This window comes from Streptomyces sp. NPDC055632, assembly GCF_053618675.1.
This window is the reverse complement of the sequence record NZ_JBSHHY010000005.1, coordinates 1-19,876: the sequence shown is the minus strand read 5'-3', so window position 1 is coordinate 19,876 and position 19,876 is coordinate 1. Positions and strand designations below refer to the sequence as shown.

Genomic DNA, 19,876 nt, shown 5'->3' with positions numbered 1-19,876 from the left:
GCATCCGGCCACGGTTGATGGCACGGAGTGCCACTGCGAAAGTCGGACCACGGCCCGCCGATCCCCACCAGGAGGCGGAGTTCGGGGCACGGCTCATGCCCTGACGTCGTAGGACCCGGTCGTCTCCGCCCGGGGCGCGGCGGGCCGCCCGTCACCTCGTACGGAGCTTCGCGAGCCTTCGCAGAGCTTCGCAAAGTTCGACACTCCCCGGGAGAGACCATCATGGCGCAGGCAGGAAACCAGGCGGCCGAAGAGCTGGCGCGGCAGTGGGCCACGGACCCCCGCTGGAAGGGCATCGAACGCACCTACTCCGCCGAGGACGTGATCCGGCTCTCCGGCAGCGTCCGTGAGGAGCACACCCTCGCCCGGCGCGGCGCGGAGCGCCTGTGGCGGCAGCTCCACGAGCTGGACTACGTCCACGCGCTCGGCGCCCTGACCGGCGGCCAGGCCGTGCAGCAGGTCCGGGCCGGGCTCCAGGCGATCTACCTGTCCGGCTGGCAGGTCGCCGCCGACGCCAACCAGGCCGGTCACACCTACCCCGACCAGAGCCTCTACCCGGTCAACTCGGTGCCGCAGGTGGTCCGCCGGATCAACAACGCGCTGCTGCGCGCCGACCAGATCGCCACCGCCGAGGGCGGCACGGACACCACGGACTGGCTCGCGCCGATCGTCGCCGACGCCGAGGCCGGCTTCGGCGGTCCGCTGAACGCCTTCGAGCTGACCAAGGCGATGATCGCGGCCGGCGCGGCGGGCATCCACTACGAGGACCAGCTCGCCTCCGAGAAGAAGTGCGGCCACCTCGGCGGCAAGGTGCTCGTGCCCACCTCGCAGCACATCCGCACCCTCAACGCGGCCCGGCTCGCCGCCGACATCGCCGGCACCCCGACCCTGATCGTCGCCCGCACCGACGCCCTGGCCGCGAACCTGCTGACCAGCGACGTCGACGAGCGGGACGCCGAGTTCACCACCGGCGAGCGCACGGCCGAGGGCTTCTACCGGGTGCGGAACGGCATGGCGCCGGTCATCGCCCGCGGCCTGGCCTACGCCCCGTACGCCGACCTCATCTGGGTCGAGACCGGCACCCCGGACCTGGCGCAGGCCCGCGAGTTCGCCGAGGCGATCCACGCCGAGCACCCCGACCGGATGCTGGCGTACAACTGCTCGCCGTCCTTCAACTGGAAGGCGGCCCTGGACGACGACCAGATCGCCAAGTTCCAGCGCGAACTGGGCGCCATGGGCTACAAGTTCCAGTTCATCACCCTGGCCGGCTTCCACTCGCTCAACCACGGCATGTTCGACCTGGCCCGCGGCTACGCCGAGCACGGCATGACCGCGTACGTGGACCTCCAGGAGCGCGAGTTCGCCGCGCAGGAGCACGGCTTCACCGCCGTCAGGCACCAGCGCGAGGTCGGCACCGGCTACTTCGACCTGGTCTCCACCGCCGTCAACCCCGCCTCCTCCACGACCGCGCTCGCCGGGTCCACGGAGGAGGAGCAGTTCCACTAGGCCCCAGGGCCTCCCGAGCCGCGGGGGCGGGTGTCCACGTCACCCGTCCCCGCACCCCTCCCCCTTCCCCCACCTCCTCTCCCCCGCACCACCCGCTCCCCCTCAGGAGACACCGATGACCACCAGCGCCGTCCCGACCCGCCAGGTCCGCGTGCTCGCGGCCCCGGGCGACCGCCACGACGAGATCCTCACCCCCGACGCCCTGGACTTCGTCGGCCGTCTCGCCGCCGCCTTCGGCGAGCGCCGCCGGTGGCTCCTGAAGGAGCGGCGCCGGCAGGCCATCCGGCTCGCCACCGGCTCGCCGCTCGACTTCCCGCTCACCACCTCCGCCGTGCGCGCCGACCCGGACTGGCGGGTCGCCCCGCCCGCTCCCGGGCTCGCCGACCGCCGGGTGGAGATCACCGGTCCGCCGGAGCGGCGGGCGGCCGTCGACGCGCTCAACTCCGGTGCCAGTGTGTGGATGGCGGACTTCGAGGACGCCACCGCGCCCACCTGGGAGAACGTGATCGGAGGCCAGCTCGTCCTGCTCGACGCGTGCGAGCGGCGCCTCGACTTCACCACCGCCGAGGGCCGGGAGCACCGGCTCCGCGAGGGCCGGCTGCCGACGATCGTGGTCCGGCCGCGCGGCTGGCACCTCGACGAGGAGCACCTGGAGTTCGACGGCGGTCCCGTGCCGGCCGCGCTCGTCGACTTCGGCCTGTACTTCTTCCACTGCGCGCGGCGGCGGATCGACGCCGGGCACGGCCCGTACTTCTACCTCCCCAAGCTGGAGAACCGTTACGAGGCGCGCCTCTGGAACGACGTGTTCCTGCTGGCCCAGGAGCTCCTGGGCATCCCCCGGGGCACCGTCCGCGCCACCGTCCTCGTCGAGACGATCACGGCCGCGTTCGAGATGGAGGAGATCCTCCACGAGCTGCGGGAGCACAGCTCCGGGCTCAACGCGGGCCGCTGGGACTACCTGTTCAGCCTGATCAAGACCTTCGGCCACCGCTCGGACTTCCTGCTGCCCGACCGGGCGAAGGTGACGATGACGGCGCCGTTCATGCGGGCGTACACCGAGCTGCTCGTGCGGACCTGCCACCGGCGCGGCGCCCACGCCATCGGCGCGATGGCCGCCCAGGTCCCGGCCGGGGACCCGGCCGCCGACGAGGCCGTGCTCGCCACCGTACGCCTGGACAAGGAGCGGGAGGCCGAGGACGGCTTCGACGGCTCGTGGGTGGCCCACCCGGGTCTGGTGCCGGTCTGCCGCGAGGTCTTCGACGGGGTGCTCGGGGACCGTCCGCACCAGCTCGACCGGACCCGGGAGGACGTGCGGGTGACCGCCGGGGAGCTGCTCGCGGTGCGCCGGGTCGGCGGGCCGCCGACCGAGGAGGGCGTCCGCACCAACATCGCCGTGGTGCTCCGCTACTTCGACGGCTGGCTCCGCGGACGGGGAACGGTCACGGTCGACGGCCTGGTGGAGGACGCGGCGACCGCCGAGATCGCCCGCGTCCAGATCTGGCAGTGGCTCCGGCGCCGGTTCCTCGAACGCGACGCCGTCCTGGAACTGCTCGACCGGGAACTGGCCGCGCTCGGCGCCGAGTTCCCGTGGGCGGCGCTCGACGAGGTGCGGGAGCTCTTCGAGAGCACCGCGCTCGCCGCCGAACTGCCGCTCTTCTTCACCCCGGAGGCGTACTCCCGCCACCTCGTCCGGACCGTCGCGACCGCGGACGTGACGGTGTGAGCGGCGGCATCCGGCGCGTCGGCGTCGTGGGCGGCGGGCAGATGGGCGCGGGCATCGCCGAGGTGTGCGCGCGGGCCGGGCTCGCCACCGTGATCTGCGAGGCCGACCGCGCGGCGGCGCGCGCCGCCCGCGAGCGCGTCGCCGTCTCCCTCGAACGGGCCGTCCAGCGCGGCAAGCTGGACCGCCCGTCCGCCGAGGCCGCGCTCGACCGGATCACGGCCACCGCCGAACCGTCCGACCTCGCGGACCGGCAGCTCGTCGTCGAGGCCGTCGTCGAGGACCCCGCCGTCAAGACCCGGGTGTTCGCCGCGCTCGACAAGATCGTCACCGATCCGGCGGCGGTCCTCGCCACCAACACCTCCTCCCTGCCGGTCATGCGGCTCGCCATGGCCACCGAGAACGCCGACCGGGTCGTGGGGCTGCACTTCTTCAACCCCGTGCCCGTGCTTCCGCTCGTGGAGATCGTCACGACCCTCCACACGTCGGCGGCGACGACGGCCGCGGTGACCGACTTCGCGACCCGCACCCTGGGCAAGACCGCGATCGGCTCCCGCGACCGGGCCGGCTTCGTCGTCAACGCCCTGCTCGTCCCGTACCTGCTGTCCGCGATCCGGATGACGGAGTCGGGCTTCGCCTCCGCCACGGACGTCGACCGGGGCATGGAGCTGGGCTGCGCCCATCCGATGGGACCGCTGCGGCTCGCGGACCTGATCGGACTCGACACGGTCGCCTCCATCGCGAACTCGCTGTACGAGGAGTTCAAGGAGCCCCTGTACGCGCCCCCGCCGCTGCTCCTGCGGATGGTGGAGGCGGGGCTGCTCGGCCGGAAGAGCGGCCGGGGGTTCCACGTGTACGACCGGGCGGAGACGCCCGGACGGCCGGCCTGAGGGGCCGGCGCCCGCCGCCGGGGAAGGGGCCTGTGGAGGGTCCCGAGAGAGGACCCGGCGGTGGTACGGCGAGGGGCCGGGGACGGGTGGTGCCGTCCCCGGCCCCGCCGCCGCCCCGCTGCCGTACCGCCTTACCGCGTACCCGCCGTACCTCCGTACCGCATACCCTCCGTACCTCCGTACCTCCGTACCTCCGTACCTCCGTACCTCCGTACCTCCCCGAGCGTTCCACCGGCCGTCCGCGCCCCGTCCCGCGCGAGCGGCCCGCGTTCTCGATTCTCACTCGCGCGTCCCGCTCCACTGCCCGAATGGCGAGATGCGCTCCCCCGCTCCGGCGGTCGACCCCGTAGTCTGACCGGGCAGCTGGTTCGCCCCCGTCCGCCAGGCGGGATGCGTCGCAAGAGGGAACCCGGTGGGAATCCGGGACTGCCCCGCAGCGGTGAGCGGGAACGACCGCCGTCATACGCACTGGCCCCGGGAAGGGGCTGGGAAGCGACGGCCACTAGGTGTCCTCCGGACCAGTCCGGTGGGCGTGCCCGCGAGTCCGAAGACCTGCCCGTTGCCCGCACGCGGACGATTCCGCGCGCGGACATCCCGGTGACCTCGAGGGCGGGTCGGCGTACATACCTGACGGACGCCCGTGCCCGCCGCGCACGCGTGCCGTCCGGTCCGTCGCCCCTTCGCGCCCTCTCCCCGTCCCGGGACCTCAGGGATTCATCTCGCGAAGGAGATCTCCGTGACCACGAAGTCCGCAGCCGCGGCAGCACGGGCCACCGTGTACGGCTACCCGCGCCAGGGCCGGGACCGGGAGCTGAAGAAGGCGATCGAGGGCTACTGGAAGGGCCGCGTCACCGCCGACGCCCTCCGGTCCACCGCCGCCGAACTGCGCCGGACCAACTGGCGGCAGCTCGCCGGGGCCGGCGTCCACGAGGTGCCGACCGGCGACTTCTCGTACTACGACCACGTTCTGGACACCACCGTCATGGTGGGCGCGGTCCCCGCGCGCCACCGCGAGGCCGTCGCGGCCGACGCCCTGGACGGCTACTTCGCCATGGCGCGCGGCACGCAGGACGTCGCCCCGCTGGAGATGACGAAGTGGTTCGACACGAACTACCACTACCTGGTGCCGGAGCTGGGACCCGACACGGTCTTCACGGCCGACTCCGCCAAGCAGGTCGCGGAGCTGGAGGAGGCGCTCGCCCTGGGCCTCGCCGCCCGGCCCGTGCTCGTGGGCCCCGTCACCTACCTGCTGCTCGCCAAGCCCGCGCCGGGCGTGCCCGCCGACTTCGACCCGCTGACCCTGCTCGACCGGCTCCTGCCGGTGTACGCGGAGGTCCTCGCGGACCTGCGCGCGGCCGGCGCCGAGTGGGTGCAGCTCGACGAGCCCGCGCTCGTCCAGGACCGGACGCCGGCCGACCTGAACGCCGCCGCGCGCGCCTACCGCGACCTCGGCGCGCCCACCGACCGGCCGAAGCTCCTCGTCGCCTCGTACTTCGACCGGCTCGGCGACGCCCTGCCCGTCCTGGCGAAGGCGCCGGTCGAGGGCCTGGCGCTCGACTTCACCGGCCCGGCGGCGGCCAACCTGGAGGGGCTCGCCGCCGTCGGCGGCCTGCCCGGCAAGCGCCTCGTCGCCGGTGTGGTCGACGGCCGCAACATCTGGGTCAACGACCTGGAGAAGTCCCTGTCCGTCCTCGGCACCCTGCTCGGGCTGGCCGACCGGGTCGACGTCTCCGCCTCCTCCTCGCTGCTCCACGTGCCGCTCGACGCCGCGGCCGAGAAGGACGTCGACCCGCAGATCCTGCGCTGGCTCTCCTTCGCGCGGCAGAAGACCGCCGAGATCACGACGCTGGCCAAGGGCCTGACGCGGGGCACCGACGCGATCGCCGGCGAACTGGCCGCCAACCGCGCCGCCCTCGCCTCCCGCGCGAACTCCCCCATCACCCGGAACCCGGCCGTGCGCGCCCGCACCGGGGCCGTCACCGGGGCGGACGCCCGCCGCTCGCAGCCGTACGCCGAGCGGGCCGCCGCCCAGCGCGCCCACCTGGGCCTGCCGCTGCTCCCGACCACCACCATCGGCTCCTTCCCGCAGACCGGCGAACTGCGCACCGCCCGCGCCGACCTGCGGGCCGGGCGGATCGACACGGCCGGGTACGAGGAGCGCATCAGGGCCGAGATCCAGGAGGTGGTCTCGTACCAGGAGAAGGCCGGGGTCGACGTCCTGGTGCACGGCGAGCCCGAGCGCAACGACATGGTGCAGTACTTCGCCGAGCAGCTCGACGGCTACCTCGCCACCCGGCACGGCTGGGTCCAGTCGTACGGCACCCGCTACGTCCGTCCGCCGGTCCTGGCCGGGGACGTCTCGCGGCCCGAGCCGATGACGGTGCGCTGGACCTCGTACGCCCAGTCCCTGACCGCCAAGCCCGTCAAGGGCATGCTGACCGGTCCGGTCACCATGCTCGCCTGGTCGTTCGTCCGCGACGACCAGCCGCTCGGCGAGACCGCCCGGCAGGTCGCCCTCGCCCTGCGCGACGAGGTGGCCGACCTGGAGGCGGCCGGCACCTCCGTCATCCAGGTGGACGAGCCGGCGCTGCGCGAGACGCTGCCGCTGCGGGCCGCCGACCGCCCGGCGTACCTGGCGTGGGCGACCGAGGCGTTCCGGCTCGCCACGAGCGGCGTGCGGCCGGACACGCAGGTCCACACCCACATGTGCTACGCCGAGTTCGGGGACGTCGTCCAGGCGATCGACGACCTCGACGCCGACGTCATCAGCCTGGAGGCGGCCCGCTCCCACATGCAGGTGGCCCGTGAGCTCGCCGCCCACGGCTATCCGCGCGAGGCCGGTCCCGGCGTCTGGGACATCCACTCGCCCCGGGTGCCGAGCGCCGAGGAGGCGGCGGACCTGCTGCGCACCGGTCTGGAGGCGATCCCCGCCGAGCGCCTGTGGGTCAACCCGGACTGCGGTCTGAAGACCCGCGCCTGGCCGGAGACCAGGGCCTCCCTGGAGAACCTGGTCGCCGCCGCCCGCACCGTGCGGGAGGAGCTGTCCGGCTCGTGACGCCGTCCGCCGGGTCCGGGGCCGCGCGCCCCGGACCCGGCGGTCCGGGAGCCCCGGCCGCCCCGTCGCGGGTGCGCGCGCGTAGCGTGGGGTACACGTCGGCTCCATAAGCCCCTGACCTCCGGAGACCCGCCTGTGTCCAGCGTCGCACCCACCCGCACGTCCGTCGTGGAGTCCCTCATGGAGCGCTTCCCGGGGATTCCCCGGGAGGCCGTGCTCAAGGAGGACCTGCTGCGCGGCGGGGTCGCCTTCGACCCCTCCGCCCTGTCCGGCAACGAAGGCGGTGAGGTGAAGCCGAAGTCGTACTTCATCTTCTCCTTCGACCACCGGACGCTGCCCGAGCTCGGGGAGGCGGCCCTGAACCGCCCGCCGGAGGAGATCGTGCTGACCGGCGGTCCGTACGGGCTGCGCCGCACGGTGGTGTCGGTGCGGGTGAACCCGTCCTCGCCGTACCGGGTCGCGCCGGACGAGGACGGGGCGCTCGCCCTCTTCCTCGACGGGGCGCGGATCGCGGACGTCGGCCTGCCGCCGATGCCGGAGTACTACCGGCACCCGCTGTCGAACGGCAAGTCCGTGATGGAGGTGGCGCCGACGATCCAGTGGGGCTACCTGATCTACCTGACGGTCTTCCGGGTGTGCCAGTACTTCGGCGCCAAGGAGGAGTGCCAGTACTGCGACATCAACCACAACTGGCGCCAGCACAAAGCGGCGGGCCGCCCGTACACCGGGGTGAAGCCGGTGGACGAGGTCCTGGAGGCCCTGGAGATCATCGACCGGCACGACACGGCCCGCGCGTCGACCGCCTACACCCTGACCGGCGGGGCCGTCACCTCGCGGGTCGGCGGGAAGGACGAGGCCGACTTCTACGGGCAGTACGCGCAGGCGATCGAGGAGCGCTTCCCCGGCCGCTGGATCGGCAAGGTCGTCGCGCAGGCCCTGCCCAAGGAGGACGTGCGGCGCTTCCACGACTACGGCATCCGGATCTACCACCCGAACTACGAGGTCTGGGACCGGCGCCTGTTCGAGCTGTACTGCCCCGGCAAGGAGCGCTACATCGGCCGGGACGAGTGGCACCGCCGGATCCTGGACTCGGCGGAGGTCTTCGGGCCGCGCAACGTCATCCCGAACTTCGTCGCCGGGGTCGAGATGGCGCGTCCCTCGGGCTTCCTGACCGTGGACGAGGCGATCGCCTCCACCCGGGAGGGCCTGCGGTTCTTCATGTCGCGCGGGATCACGCCCCGGTTCACCACCTGGTGCCCGGAGCCGACGACGCCGCTGGGCCGCGAGAACCCGGACGGCGCACCGCTGGAGTACCACCTGCGGCTCCTGGAGGCGTACACGGAGACGCTCCGGGAGAACAACCTCACCGCCCCGCCCGGCTACGGTCCGGCCGGTCCCGGGCGCGCGGTGTTCTCGGTCAGCTCCTTCATGGACGCGCTGGACCCGGAGCCCGGCGAAGGGGCGTAGGAGGGCCCGGCCGTCCCCAGGAAGCGGACGTGGGGGCGGCCGCCGGGCTCCGGCCGGGTCACGGCGGCCCGGACCCGGTAGACGTCCGCGATCAGCTCCTCGGTGAGCACCTCGTCCGGCGTGCCGCAGGCGACCACGCGGCCGCCGGAGAGGACCACGAGCCGCTCGCAGTACACGGCCGCGAGGTTCAGGTCGTGCAGGGCGACGACGGCGGTGAGGCGCAGCCCCGAGACCAGCTCCATGAGGTCCAGCTGGTGCTGGACGTCGAGGTGGTTGGTGGGCTCGTCGAGGAGGAGTTCGCGCGGCTCCTGGGCGAGGGCGCGGGCGATCTGGACGCGCTGGCGCTCGCCGCCGGAGAGGGTCCGCCAGGGCTGGCGGGCGCGGTCGGCGAGCCCGGTGCGGGCGAGGGCGGAGCGGACGGCGGCCTCGTCCGCCGCCGAGGGCGGGGTCCAGGCCCTGCGGTGCGGGACGCGGCCGAGGCGTACGACGTCGAGGACGGTCAGGTCGGTCTGGGTGTCGGACTGCTGCTCGACCGTGGCGAGGCGCCGGGCGACGGTCCTGCGGCCGAGGCCGGCCAGCGGGTCGCCGTCGAGGGTGACGACCCCGGAGTCGGGGGCGAGGACGCCGGCGAGGAGCCGCAGGAGCGTGGACTTGCCGGAGCCGTTGGGGCCGAGGAGGCCGGTGACGGTCCCGGGGACCGGGGCGACGCTGACGCCGTCGAGGACGAGGACGCCGCCGGCGGTGCGCGAGACCCGGTCGGCGCGGAGGCCCGTGCCCGTGTCTTCTCCGGTGGGGGTCATCGCGTGCTCCTCGTGCTGCGCGTGCGGTGGAGGACGAGGACGAAGGCCGGTACGCCGATCAGCGAGGTCACCACGCCCACCGGCACCTCCTGGGGGTCGAGGACGGTGCGGGCGAGCGTGTCGGCCCAGACCAGGAAGACCGCTCCGGCCAGGGCGGTGACCGGCAGGAGCCGGGCGTGCCCGGGGCCGGTGAGCGCGCGGGCGGCGTGCGGCAGGACGAGTCCGACGAAGCCGATGGCCCCGGCGGCGGAGACCAGGGCGGCCGTCAGGAGGGCGGTGACGCACAGGAGGACGAGCCGGGTCCGGGCGACGGAGACGCCGAGCGAGGCGGCGGCCTCCTCGCCGAAGGCGAACGCGTCCAGGGTCCGCGCGTGTCCCAGGCAGGTCGTCAGGGCCGCCGCGAGGACCGCGAGGCACACCCACACGTCGGTCCAGCCGGCCCCGGCGAGCGAGCCGAGCAGCCAGAAGAGGACGCCCCGGGTGGTCTCCGCGTCGGCGGCCGTCATCACGACGAAGGAGGTGAGGGCGGAGAAGAGCTGCATGGCGGCGACCCCGGAGAGGACCACGCGGTCCGTCGAGCCGCCGAGGGTGTGGCTGAGCAGCAGCACGAGCGCGAAGGAGCAGACCGCCCCGAGGAACGCCCCGCCGGTGACGGAGAGGACTCCCCCGCCGACCCCGAGGACGACGACCGCGACCGCGCCGGTCGAGGCGCCGGAGGAGACGCCGAGGACGAAGGGGTCGGCGAGCGGGTTGCGCAGCAGCGACTGCATCACCGCGCCGCAGAGGGCGAGCCCGGCGCCGCAGACGGCGGCCAGGAGGGTGCGGGGCAGCCGCAGGTCCCAGACGATCCCGTCCCGGATCGGGGAGAGCGCCGGGGCGCCGCCGCCGAGGTGGGCGGCGACCGTCGCCCACACGTCGGCGACGCCGATGCGGGCCGGGCCGATGGTGATCGCCGCGGCGACCGACGCGGCCAGGAGGGCGAGTCCGGCCGCCGTCCACAGCAGGGCCGCGGCTCCCTTCCGTACCGAAGCGGCAGCCGGAGAGGTGGTGGTCACTTGGCGAGGCCGTACGAGCGGAGCGCCGCCGCCACCTTCTCGACGGCCTCGACGGTGCGGATCGTGGGGTTGAGCGCCTGGCCGCTGAGGAGCACGTACCGCTTGTTCCTGACCGCCGTCATGGTGCGGGTGACCGGGTCGGACTCCAGGAACTCGATCTTCTTGGCGGCGCTCTCGGCCGACTGCGAGCGGCGGGTGAGGTCGCCGATGACGAGGACGTCGGGGTCGCGGTCGGCGACGGTCTCCCAGTTGATCTGGGGCCACTCCTCCTTGGTGTCGTCGAAGACGTTCTTCGCGCCCAGCTCGCGGGAGACGATGCCGGGGGCGCCGCAGCAGCCCGCCATGTAGGGCGCCTCGGAGTTGGCGAACCAGTAGAGGACCGTGGCGTCCCCGAAGCCTCCGCCCGAAGCGGCCTTCGTCACACGGGCCTTGAGCTCCGCGACGAGCTTCTCGCCGCGCTCCGGCACCGCGAAGATCCGGGCCAGGTCGCGGATCTCGCCGTAGACCGTCTCCATGGTGAGCGGTTGGACGCGGACGCCGTCGCCGTCGCCGCTGTTGTCCTTGCCGACGCAGTCGGTGGGCGAGAGGTAGGTGGGGACGCCGAGCTGCTCGAACCGCTCGCGGGCCGCCACCCCGCCCTTGCCGAGGGTGTACGCGAAGGAGGCGGCGGCGAAGTCGGGTTCGGCGTCGAGGACCTTCTCGAAGGAGGGGTAGCGGTCGGCGAGGCGCGGGACCCCGGCGTTCTCCTCCTCCAGCCCCTTGAGGACGGGGTCCGTCCAGGTGCCGGTGCCCACCATGCGGTCGGCGAGGCCGAGGGAGAGCATGATCTCCGCCGCGCCCTGGTCGAGGGCGACGGCCCGCTCCGGCGCGCGCTCGACGCGGACGGGCCGTCCGCAGTTGTCGTCGAGGGTGACCGGGTACCCGGTCTTCGCCTCCCCGGCGCCGCCCGCGGGCCGGACGGGGGCGGGGGTGGTCCCCGCGCCGCAGCCGGTGGCGGTCAGGAGCAGGGCTCCGGTCAGGAACAGCACGGCGGAGCGGACGGGGTGTGCGAGCGGCACGGGACTTCCTCTGCGGCCACGGCTCATGCGCGGAGCCTGTCGTACGGTGCTCCCCGGGCGGGCGTGCGCCGGGGCCGCCAGCAGGTCTTCGGACTCGGGGTCGGCCGGACGGGGCGCCTTCCCGGGCCGTCGTCGTCGCCGCCCAGTGGCCGATGCTCCGCCCGTCGCCCTCACCGCTGCGCGTCAGTTCCGGTCTCGCACCGGATTCCCTGACCCGTGCACGCACCCGTTCGGGCGCGTACAAAGGTGCGACTGGCCCCGGCACAGTACCACCGGGCCGGGGGCGTGCCCCGGGGCGCGGTCGGCGTCAGAGGCGCAGCTCCCTGGCCTCGAAGCGGCCGTCCCCGAGGACCAGGACGAAGGAGACCTGCTGCCCCTCGGAGACGGTCCGGCTCTCGTCCTCGATGTCCTCCGCGCTGAACCAGACCTGGTCCTGGGAGCCGACGGGGACGACGAACCCGTATCCCCCGAGACGGTTGAAGGACCGCACGAACCCTTTGCTCCTGCCTTCCACGGCTGCCTCCTCCTCGGCGTCGGCGACGCGGGCGAGGGGTGTCCCGGCCGGGTCCGGCCGCGTCCGCGTCTCAGGGGAGGTGTACCCCGCCCGTCCGCGCTTCGCCCGTCGGCGGGCGGGCGGTGCGCGAGCACTCCCGGGGATCTCGTAGAATATTCAACAGAGGTCCGGTGTCGGAGATCCCCCGTGTTCGACACCGGGCCTCGTCGTGCGTCCGGCGCCTTCCGGAGGGGGCGGGGCGTCCCTCAGCGGCCGCCGGGGTACGAGATCCTCGCCGTGATCCTGGCGATGCGCGCCGCCGTCTCGGCGGGCGGGGCCACCGGCTGGACGATGTGGCTGACGGTGAGCCGGACGACCGTCTCGACGGCGAGCCCGCGCGACTCATCGTCCACCTCGGGCCAGGCCTCGGTCGCGTACGCGTGGAGCATCGCCATGGCCGTGCCGAAGACCGGCTCCGCGCGGGTGGTGAGGTAGGCGAGGAGGTCGTCCTCGCCGCCCCGCGCCGCGACCAGGACGCTCTTGATGAGGGGGTTGTCCACGGTCTGCTGGAGCGTGTAGCCGACGCCGGCCGCCGCCGCTGCCTCCAACTCGCCCCGGTGGGAGTCGAGTTCGCGCTCGATGCCGATCAGGAAGCCCTCCAGCTCGCGCTGGACCAGGGCGTTGCCGATGGCCTCCTTCGCACCGAACTCGTTGTAGAGGGTCTGGCGGCTGATGCCGGCGGCCCGCGCGATGGAGGTCATGCGCAGCCCGCTCCAGCCCTCGGCGGCGACGAGGCGGTAGGCGGCGTCGAGCACCTGCTCGCGCAGCAGGGACCGGACGCTCTCGCGGAAACGTGTCATCGTGCCCCCACTTTATCCACGGGGAACCGCCCCGAGGAGGGGTGCGCGGGGGCCGGTCCGGGACCGGCCCCCGGGCCGGGGCGGGGCGGGTTCAGAGCGCGGTGCCGCCCGTCACGTCCACGTACTGGCCGGTGATCCAGCGGGCGTCGTCGGAGACGAGGAAGGCGACCACGTCCGCCACGTCGGCGGGCGTCCCGAGCCGGTTGAAGACCGAGAGCGCGGCGAGGGCGGCGCTCGCCTCGGGCGTCGCCCGGCGCCGCGCGTTCATGTCCGTCGCGATGTAGCCGGGGGCCACGGCGTTGACCGTGATGCCCCGGGGCCCCAGCTCCTTGGCGAGGGCGAGGGTCATCGTGTCGACGGCCCCCTTGGTCATCGCGTACGTGACGGAGTCGGGAAAGGCGTGCCGCGTCGCCGCCGAGGAGATGTTGACGATCCGGCCGCCGTCGCGCAGCCGACCGAGGCCCTGCTGGACGAGGAAGAGCGGGGCCCTCACGTTGATCGCGAACAGCCGGTCGAAGGTCTCGGTGGTGAGCTGGTGGATGCGGCCGGAGCCGCTCGCGCCCGCGTTGTTGACGAGGACGTCGAACCCGGGCCCCTCGCCCAGCTCCGCGAGGCCGGCGTCCAGGGCGGCGTAGAACACGTCGACGGCGTCCGGCGCCGCCAGGTCCGCGCGGAACGGGAAGGCCCGGCCGCCGTTCTTCTCGACGGTCGCCACCGTCTCGCGGGCGGCCTCCTCGTCGCTGCCGTAGTGCACGGCGACCAGGGCGCCGTCGCGGGCGAGGCGCTCGGCGATGCCCCTTCCGATGCCACGGCTCGCTCCGGTGACGATCGCGGTCCTGCCGTCCAGCGCGGACATGTCGGTGGCGCCTTCTCTCGGTTCGTTCGGTTCGTTCGGTTCGTTCGGTCGGGGTGGTGCGGTGCGGTGCGGGCCGGGGGCCCGCGGTTCTTGCGGTTCGTCGCGGACCGGGGCCGGCGGTGCGTCTGGTCCGGAGGCGGTGGTGCCGGTCAGGAGGGCCCGGGTGCGGCCGCCCGGGCGGGGCCGAGCGTGCTCCGGTACCACTCCAGGTGGCCGGCGATCCCCTCGGCGAAGCCGGGGCCCGGGTCGCAGCCCAGCTCCTTCCAGGGCCGGTCGTCGGAGAACCAGTGGTCGACGGCGAGCATGTCGAGGTGGTGGACGGCGAAGGGATGGGCCGCCAGGAGGGCGCGCGCCGCCGCGACGTCGAGGGCCGGTCCCCGGCGCGGCCCGGCCCGGTGGGCGAGCAGCTCCTCGCCCACCGCGAGCAGCTCCCCGGCGGGCACCGGATCGGGATGGTCGACGTGGTACGGGCCGGCCTGGGTGTCCGGCGAGAGGGCCGCGGCGAGCAGGACGCGGGCCAGGGCGCCCACCTCGATCAGGGAGTGCAGCGAGGTGCCGCCGTCCAGCGGGCCGGGCAGCGCGCCGAGGAGCCCGACGATGCCGGGCACGAGCTGCCGGTCCCCGGTCCCGTACACGAGGTGGGGGCGCAGGACGGTCCCGCCGGCCTCCATGACGTGCCGCTCGCCCGCCGCGCGGGTGCGGCTGGTGGCCGAGACGGGGGCGATCGGCAGGGTGCCGGGGGCGGCGGCGCGGAAGGGGCCTCGGCCGTGGACGGAGGCCGTGCTCAGGGCGACGATCCGGGTCACCCCGGCGCGTACGGCCGCGTCGACCAGGGCCCGGGTGCCCTCGTCGTTGACGGCGCGGGCCGTCTCCTCGTCGCCGCCGATCGCGGAGGCGCAGTGGATCAGCACGTCGGCGCCTTCGCAGGCCCGGCGCAGGGAGTCGGGGTCCCGGAGGTCGCCCGGGACGGTCTCGGCCGCCGGAGCGCCCTCCGGTCCGGTGTCCGCCGGTCCGGTGTCCGTCGGCCCGGTGTGCTTCGCCGGGGCGAGCGGACCGCGAACGAGCAGGCGTACGGGCCCGGCCTCCGCCGCCGTCGCGGCGGCGGCCACCCGGCCGCCGATGAAGCCGGACGCGCCGGTGATCAGGATGCGAGGAGCCATCGTCGTCCGGCCCTTCACCCGGCCAGCCGGGCGCCGGTGCCGGGACCGGCCACCGCCGGTTCCCGGGGCGGGGAGGTGAGCGTGCAGACGAAGACGGGCAGGCCGTCCTGCTGTCCGGTGACGCGGACGGTGGTCGCCGGGTCGCCGGGGGCGGCCACGACCTCGGCCTCGACCCAGCAGGGGGTGTCGAGTTCGGCGTAGCGCGAGAAGGAGAGGTCCACGACGGTGGGGAGGTAGACGGTGTTGCCGGTCACCAGCATCGCCGCCTGCCGGGCCGCTTCGAGCAGGACCATCCCGGGCACGTGGTCGTTCGGGCGGCGGAAGAGCGTGGGGTGGGCGGTGTTGATCCGCAGCTGCCACCGGTCGGGGCGGTCGCCGGGGCCCAGGACGACGTCCTTGGCGTCCTCGCGGCCGACCAGGTGCGGGGCCACGGCGGGTATCAGGGGGACCGGGCGGCCGAGGGCGGCCATGCGCTCGCCGCGCATCCTGCGGTACGCCGGTGCCGAGGTGCAGCGGATCGTGCCGCCGCCGGTCGAGATCCGGCGTCCGTCGCGGGTCAGCACGACGTCGACGCGCAGGTTCCGCACCCGGCCCGCTCTCCCGTCGTAGTCGGGGAAGGTGATGTCGACGGCGATCTCCGGGGAGGAGCCGTCGAGGACGAGCTGCTCGGGATCGGCGGTGTAATACAGGTCCCACATGACGAACTGATCGTCCACGGGTACCCCGAACCCGGCGTGAACCACGAGCATGGTGGCCTGACGCATCGTCTCGGCCACCAGGACCGGGTCGTGCCGGCCCCCTGCCGCCGGCGAGAAGAAGGGATGCGAGGCAGGCCAGCGGGCGGAGACGGAATACTGGTTCTCCTGTGATCTCGTCCAGCTCGTGGGGATGATGTCGGCCGGGTCGTGCCGGTGGACGAACTCCCCGGGTACGGGTGTCGTCGCTTCTCGGTGGTGCTGTTCCATGGCTCCCCCTCGTACTTCACTGCACACCCCGGACGGCAATTCCGCCCGGCGTAGGGTACTTAGAGCGCGGTTTTCTTTTCAATGCTTCGAGTCACACGGCGAGCACAGACAGCGAGACAGCGGGAGGCGCCTTGGCGCAGCAAGCACGTGCAATTCGGACCCGGCAGACGATTCTGGAGTCGGCCGCCGCCGTTTTTGCCGAGCGAGGCTACGAGCGGACGACCATCGGGGAGATCCTGGTGCGCGCCGGGGTGACGAAGGGGGCGCTGTATTTCCACTTCACCTCGAAGGAGGACCTGGCCGTCGGCGTGCTGGCCGCCCAGATGCTCGACGAACCGCTCACCCCGCAGCCCATCAAGGTGCAGGAACTCGTCGACCAGGGCTTTCTCCTGGCCCACCGGCTGCAGTGCGACCCGCTGGTGCGGGCGAGCGTCGCGCTGGCGCTGGACAGCGGCGCCATGGGAATCGACCGGGCCGCTCCGTTCCGGGCCTGGATCGACCAGGTGTCGGAGGCCCTGATGGCGGCGAAGGCGCAGGGAGAACTCCTCGTCCACGTGGACGTGACGGACACCGCCGAACTCTTCTCCGGTGCTTTCGCCGGAATCCAGACGATGTCCCAGATCCTGCGCGACCGGAATGACCTGACGCATCGCGTTCTGGTCCTGCTCCGGCACGTCATGCCGACGATATGCACCCCGGCCGTACTGATTCGCCTGGAGATGACCGAGAGCCGCGCGAAGGAGCTGGCCGCCGAATACGACGCGAACCGGCTCCGCCGCAATGAGGAGAACTTCGCGGAAAGCTCCCGCCCGTAGAACCGGCCGCCCGGTCCGTCCAGCGCCCCGACGCGTCACGCGTCGGGGCGCTCTGGCGTTTGTGGCACTGAGTGTGCTTTGCTGAGGGTACTCAGTGCCACAAGCGTCTAGGGGAGCTCCACATCATGGGCAAGGACTTCGACCTGTATCGGCCTTCGGAGGAGCACGACATGCTCCGGGAGTCGGTGCGTGCGCTGGCGGAGGCGAAGATCGCGCCGTTCGCGGCGGAGGTGGACGAGGAGGGGCGTTTCCCGCAGGAGGCCCTGGACGCGCTGGTCGCCAACGACCTGCACGCGGTGCACGTGCCCGAGTCCTACGGCGGTGCGGGCGCGGACGCGCTGGCGACGGTGATCGTGATCGAGGAGGTGGCCCGGGTGTGCGGGTCGTCCTCGCTGATCCCGGCGGTCAACAAGCTGGGCTCGCTGCCGGTGATCCTGTCCGGCTCCGAGGAGCTCAAGGCGAAGTTCCTCGGCCCGCTGGCCAAGGGCGACGCGATGTTCTCCTACGCCCTGTCCGAACCGGACGCCGGCTCGGACGCGGCCGGGATGAAGACCCGCGCGGTGCGCGACGGCGACTTCTGGATCCTCAACGGCGTCAAGCGCTGGATCACCAACGCCGGCGTCTCGCAGTACTACACCGTGATGGCCGTCACCGACCCCGAGAAGCGCTCCAAGGGCATCAGCGCGTTCGTGGTCGACAAGGACGACGCGGGCGTCTCCTTCGGCGCGCCGGAGAAGAAGCTCGGCATCAAGGGCTCGCCCACCCGCGAGGTCTACCTCGACAACGTCCGCATCCCCGCCGACCGCATGATCGGCGCGCAGGGCACCGGGTTCGCCACCGCGATGAAGACCCTGGACCACACCCGCATCACCATCGCCGCCCAGGCCATCGGCATCGCCCAGGGCGCCCTGGACTACGCCAAGGGCTACGTCAAGGAGCGCAAGCAGTTCGGCAGGCCGATCGCCGACTTCCAGGGCGTGCAGTTCATGCTCGCCGACATGGCCATGAAGCTGGAGGCCGCCCGCCAGCTCACCTACGCCGCCGCCGCCAAGTCCGAGCGCGTCGACGGCGACCTGACCTTCTTCGGCGCCGCCGCCAAGTGCTTCGCCTCCGACGTCGCCATGGAGGTCACCACCGACGCCGTCCAGCTCCTGGGCGGCTACGGCTACACCCGCGACTACCCGGTCGAACGCATGATGCGCGACGCCAAGATCACCCAGATCTACGAAGGCACCAACCAGGTCCAGCGCATCGTCATGGCCCGCAACCTCCCGTAGTCCCAAGACCGTTGACCCGTTGAAAGGAGACAGGCCGTGACCCTGAAGATCGCTGTCTGTGTGAAGTACGTCCCCGACGCGACCGGCGACCGCGGTTTCGCCGACGACCTGACGACCGACCGCGAGGCCGTCGACGGTCTGCTCTCGGAGCTGGACGAGTACGCGGTCGAGCAGGCCCTGCGGATCTCGGAGGAGGCGGACGACGCCGAGGTCACCGTCGTCACCGTGGGCCCGGACGACGCCAAGGACGCGCTGCGCAAGGCGCTGTCGATGGGCGCCGACAAGGCCGTCCACGTCAACGACGACGACATCCACGGCTCGGACGTGTTCGCCACCTCCGCGATCCTCGCCAAGGCCCTGGAGAAGACCGGCTTCGACCTGGTCGTCTGCGGCATGGCCTCGACGGACGGCGCCATGGGCGTGCTGCCCGCGCTGCTCGCCGAGCGGCTGAACCTGCCGCAGGTCACCCTGCTCTCCGAGGTCTCCGTCGAGGACGGCACGGTGAAGGGGCGCCGGGACGGCGACGCCGCCACCGAGCTCCTGGAGGCCCCGCTGCCGGCCGTCGTGTCGGTCACCGACCAGTCCGGCGAGGCCCGCTACCCCTCCTTCAAGGGGATCATGGCCGCCAAGAAGAAGCCGGTCGAGGAGCTCGACCTGGACGACCTGGACATCGACGCCGACGAGGTCGGCCTCGGCGGGTCCTGGACCCTGGTCGACTCCGCGACCCCGCGTCCGGCCCGTACCCAGGGCACGATCGTCACGGACGAGGGCGACGGCGGCAAGCAGCTCGCCGTCTTCCTCGCCGCCCAGAAGTTCATCTGACCCGCCACCGGCCAGACACCCACACAGGAGCAACGAATCATGGCTGAGATCCTGGTTCTCGTGGACCACGCCGACGGTGCGGTCCGCAAGCCGGCCCTCGAACTGCTCACGATCGCGCGCCGCATCGGCGAGCCCTCGGCCGTCGTCCTCGGCGCCGGCGAGGCCGCCGCGTCGATCGCCGCGACCGCGGGCGAGTACGGCGCGGCCACGGTGTACGTCGCGGACGGCGCCGAGTTCGCCGATCGGCTCGTCGTGCCGAAGGTCGACGCGCTCACCCAGCTCGCCCAGGAGAAGGGGGCGGCCGCCGTCCTGGTGACCTCCTCCGGCGAGGGCAAGGAGATCGCGGCCCGCGTCGCGCTCCGCCTCGGCTCCGGTCTGATCACCGACGCCGTGGAGCTGGAGGCCGGCGAGAACGGCCCGGTCGCCACCCAGTCCGTCTTCGCCGCCTCGTACCAGGTGAAGTCGACGGTCTCGAAGGGCGTGCCGGTCGTCACCGTCAAGCCGAACTCCGCCGCCCCGGAGGCCGCCCCGGCCGCCGGCGCGGTCGAGAACGTCACCGTCGCCTTCACGGGCAACGCGGCGAAGGTCGTCTCGCGCACCCCGCGCGTCTCCACCGGCCGCCCCGAGCTGACCGAGTCCGCGATCGTGGTCTCCGGCGGCCGCGGCGTCGGCGCGGCCGAGGGCTTCGCGGTCGTCGAGAAGCTGGCCGACTCGCTCGGCGCGGCCGTCGGCGCCTCCCGCGCCGCCGTGGACGCCGGCTGGTACCCGCACGCCAACCAGGTCGGCCAGACCGGCAAGCAGGTCTCGCCGCAGCTGTACGTCGCGGCGGGCATCTCCGGCGCGATCCAGCACCGGGCCGGCATGCAGACGTCGAAGACGATCGTCGCGGTCAACAAGGACCCCGAGGCCCCGATCTTCGACCTCGTGGACTACGGCGTGGTCGGCGACCTCTTCGAGGTGCTGCCGCAGCTGACGGACGAGATCGGCACCCGCTGACCTCCGGACGCCGCTGACGTCCGGTACCGGCCGATCGGCCGGTACCGGAAAGGGGCGGCTGGGTGGCACTCTGTGCCACCC

At 73.3% G+C, this 19,876-nt stretch carries 17 protein-coding genes and 2 riboswitches; of the genes, 9 read left to right on the top strand and 8 right to left on the bottom strand.

Features of this window, described 5'->3' with window-relative positions; all coding sequences use genetic code 11:
- Window positions 1–222 precede the first annotated feature (222 nt).
- The 5 genes from aceA to ACWGSR_RS09230 all read left to right on the top strand — a co-directional run bounded on the left by aceA (window position 223) and on the right by ACWGSR_RS09230 (window position 8,638).
- Window positions 223–1,506 (top strand): isocitrate lyase, encoded by a 1,284-nt coding sequence (aceA, locus tag ACWGSR_RS09250; RefSeq protein WP_376240035.1) that lies wholly within the window; start codon window positions 223–225, stop codon window positions 1,504–1,506.
- A gap of 115 nt (window positions 1,507–1,621) precedes the next feature.
- Window positions 1,622–3,229, top strand: coding sequence for a malate synthase A (gene aceB, locus ACWGSR_RS09245; RefSeq protein WP_453564948.1), 1,608 nt, complete (start codon window positions 1,622–1,624; stop codon window positions 3,227–3,229).
- A complete protein-coding gene (locus ACWGSR_RS09240) occupies window positions 3,226–4,116 on the top strand; it encodes a 3-hydroxybutyryl-CoA dehydrogenase (RefSeq protein WP_376240040.1) in 891 nt (296 codons plus the stop codon). Before aceB ends, ACWGSR_RS09240 begins: the two co-directional genes overlap by 4 nt.
- A gap of 347 nt (window positions 4,117–4,463) precedes the next feature.
- A riboswitch (cobalamin riboswitch) is annotated at window positions 4,464–4,690 on the top strand.
- Between the two features lie 162 nt (window positions 4,691–4,852).
- On the top strand, window positions 4,853–7,171 hold the full coding sequence (gene metE / locus ACWGSR_RS09235; protein WP_453564945.1) for a 5-methyltetrahydropteroyltriglutamate--homocysteine S-methyltransferase: 2,319 nt from the start codon (window positions 4,853–4,855) through the stop codon (window positions 7,169–7,171).
- Between the two features lie 180 nt (window positions 7,172–7,351).
- Window positions 7,352–8,638 carry a radical SAM protein gene (locus tag ACWGSR_RS09230; RefSeq protein ID WP_453565392.1) on the top strand — a complete coding sequence of 429 codons (1,287 nt, stop codon included), beginning with the start codon at window positions 7,352–7,354 and terminating at the stop codon, window positions 8,636–8,638.
- On the opposite strand, the gene ACWGSR_RS09225 is transcribed toward ACWGSR_RS09230, so the two are convergent.
- The 8 genes from ACWGSR_RS09225 to ACWGSR_RS09190 all read right to left on the bottom strand — a co-directional run bounded on the left by ACWGSR_RS09225 (window position 8,551) and on the right by ACWGSR_RS09190 (window position 15,885).
- Window positions 8,551–9,438, bottom strand: a complete 888-nt coding sequence (locus ACWGSR_RS09225; RefSeq protein WP_376240044.1) for an ABC transporter ATP-binding protein — start codon at window positions 9,436–9,438, stop codon at window positions 8,551–8,553. The two genes, ACWGSR_RS09230 and ACWGSR_RS09225, sit on opposite strands and share 88 nt — an antisense overlap.
- Complete coding sequence (locus ACWGSR_RS09220; protein ID WP_376240046.1) at window positions 9,435–10,493, bottom strand: FecCD family ABC transporter permease; 1,059 nt, start codon at window positions 10,491–10,493, stop codon at window positions 9,435–9,437. The genes ACWGSR_RS09225 and ACWGSR_RS09220 overlap by 4 nt, the downstream gene beginning before the upstream one ends.
- Window positions 10,490–11,551, bottom strand: coding sequence for an ABC transporter substrate-binding protein (locus tag ACWGSR_RS09215; RefSeq protein ID WP_453564942.1), 1,062 nt, complete (start codon window positions 11,549–11,551; stop codon window positions 10,490–10,492). Before ACWGSR_RS09215 ends, ACWGSR_RS09220 begins: the two co-directional genes overlap by 4 nt.
- Before the next feature lie 76 nt (window positions 11,552–11,627).
- Window positions 11,628–11,808, bottom strand: a riboswitch (cobalamin riboswitch).
- 50 nt (window positions 11,809–11,858) lie between these two features.
- Window positions 11,859–12,065, bottom strand: a complete 207-nt coding sequence (locus ACWGSR_RS09210) for a cold-shock protein (protein WP_376240052.1) — start codon at window positions 12,063–12,065, stop codon at window positions 11,859–11,861.
- 245 nt (window positions 12,066–12,310) lie between these two features.
- Complete coding sequence (locus ACWGSR_RS09205) at window positions 12,311–12,904, bottom strand: TetR family transcriptional regulator (RefSeq protein WP_453564939.1); 594 nt, start codon at window positions 12,902–12,904, stop codon at window positions 12,311–12,313.
- A 91-nt stretch (window positions 12,905–12,995) separates the two neighbouring features.
- Window positions 12,996–13,760, bottom strand: coding sequence for an SDR family NAD(P)-dependent oxidoreductase (locus tag ACWGSR_RS09200; protein ID WP_376240056.1), 765 nt, complete (start codon window positions 13,758–13,760; stop codon window positions 12,996–12,998).
- A gap of 149 nt (window positions 13,761–13,909) precedes the next feature.
- Window positions 13,910–14,920 carry an NAD-dependent epimerase/dehydratase family protein gene (locus ACWGSR_RS09195; RefSeq protein WP_453564935.1) on the bottom strand — a complete coding sequence of 337 codons (1,011 nt, stop codon included), beginning with the start codon at window positions 14,918–14,920 and terminating at the stop codon, window positions 13,910–13,912.
- A gap of 14 nt (window positions 14,921–14,934) precedes the next feature.
- On the bottom strand, window positions 14,935–15,885 hold the full coding sequence (locus ACWGSR_RS09190; RefSeq protein ID WP_376240061.1) for a ScbA/BarX family gamma-butyrolactone biosynthesis protein: 951 nt from the start codon (window positions 15,883–15,885) through the stop codon (window positions 14,935–14,937).
- 131 nt (window positions 15,886–16,016) lie between these two features.
- Between ACWGSR_RS09190 and ACWGSR_RS09185 the strand changes: the two genes are divergently transcribed.
- The 4 genes from ACWGSR_RS09185 to ACWGSR_RS09170 all read left to right on the top strand — a co-directional run bounded on the left by ACWGSR_RS09185 (window position 16,017) and on the right by ACWGSR_RS09170 (window position 19,795).
- A complete protein-coding gene (locus ACWGSR_RS09185) occupies window positions 16,017–16,700 on the top strand; it encodes a ScbR family autoregulator-binding transcription factor (RefSeq protein WP_376240064.1) in 684 nt (227 codons plus the stop codon).
- Window positions 16,701–16,825: 125 nt separating this feature from the next.
- A complete protein-coding gene (locus tag ACWGSR_RS09180; protein WP_453564930.1) occupies window positions 16,826–17,977 on the top strand; it encodes an acyl-CoA dehydrogenase family protein in 1,152 nt (383 codons plus the stop codon).
- Window positions 17,978–18,013: 36 nt separating this feature from the next.
- The gene (locus ACWGSR_RS09175) at window positions 18,014–18,799 is read left to right on the top strand and encodes an electron transfer flavoprotein subunit beta/FixA family protein (protein ID WP_376231849.1); all 786 of its coding nucleotides are present in this window, start codon (window positions 18,014–18,016) and stop codon (window positions 18,797–18,799) included.
- 39 nt (window positions 18,800–18,838) lie between these two features.
- A complete protein-coding gene (locus ACWGSR_RS09170) occupies window positions 18,839–19,795 on the top strand; it encodes an electron transfer flavoprotein subunit alpha/FixB family protein (protein WP_453564927.1) in 957 nt (318 codons plus the stop codon).
- Window positions 19,796–19,876 lie beyond the last annotated feature (81 nt).

Excerpts from the sequence above, each read along its gene's own strand:
- aceA (WP_376240035.1), top strand. The coding sequence starts at position 223 with ATGGCGCAGGCAGGAAACCAGGCGGCCGAAGAGCTGGCGCGGCAGTGG.
- aceB (WP_453564948.1), top strand. The coding sequence starts at position 1,622 with ATGACCACCAGCGCCGTCCCGACCCGCCAGGTCCGCGTGCTCGCGGCC.
- ACWGSR_RS09230 (WP_453565392.1), top strand. The coding sequence starts at position 7,352 with ATGGAGCGCTTCCCGGGGATTCCCCGGGAGGCCGTGCTCAAGGAGGAC.
- ACWGSR_RS09225 (WP_376240044.1), bottom strand. The coding sequence starts at position 9,438 with ATGACCCCCACCGGAGAAGACACGGGCACGGGCCTCCGCGCCGACCGG.
- ACWGSR_RS09205 (WP_453564939.1), bottom strand. The coding sequence starts at position 12,904 with ATGACACGTTTCCGCGAGAGCGTCCGGTCCCTGCTGCGCGAGCAGGTG.
- ACWGSR_RS09200 (WP_376240056.1), bottom strand. The coding sequence starts at position 13,760 with ATGTCCGCGCTGGACGGCAGGACCGCGATCGTCACCGGAGCGAGCCGT.
- ACWGSR_RS09195 (WP_453564935.1), bottom strand. The coding sequence starts at position 14,920 with ATGGCTCCTCGCATCCTGATCACCGGCGCGTCCGGCTTCATCGGCGGC.
- ACWGSR_RS09190 (WP_376240061.1), bottom strand. The coding sequence starts at position 15,885 with ATGGAACAGCACCACCGAGAAGCGACGACACCCGTACCCGGGGAGTTC.
- ACWGSR_RS09180 (WP_453564930.1), top strand. The coding sequence starts at position 16,826 with ATGGGCAAGGACTTCGACCTGTATCGGCCTTCGGAGGAGCACGACATG.
- ACWGSR_RS09170 (WP_453564927.1), top strand. The coding sequence starts at position 18,839 with ATGGCTGAGATCCTGGTTCTCGTGGACCACGCCGACGGTGCGGTCCGC.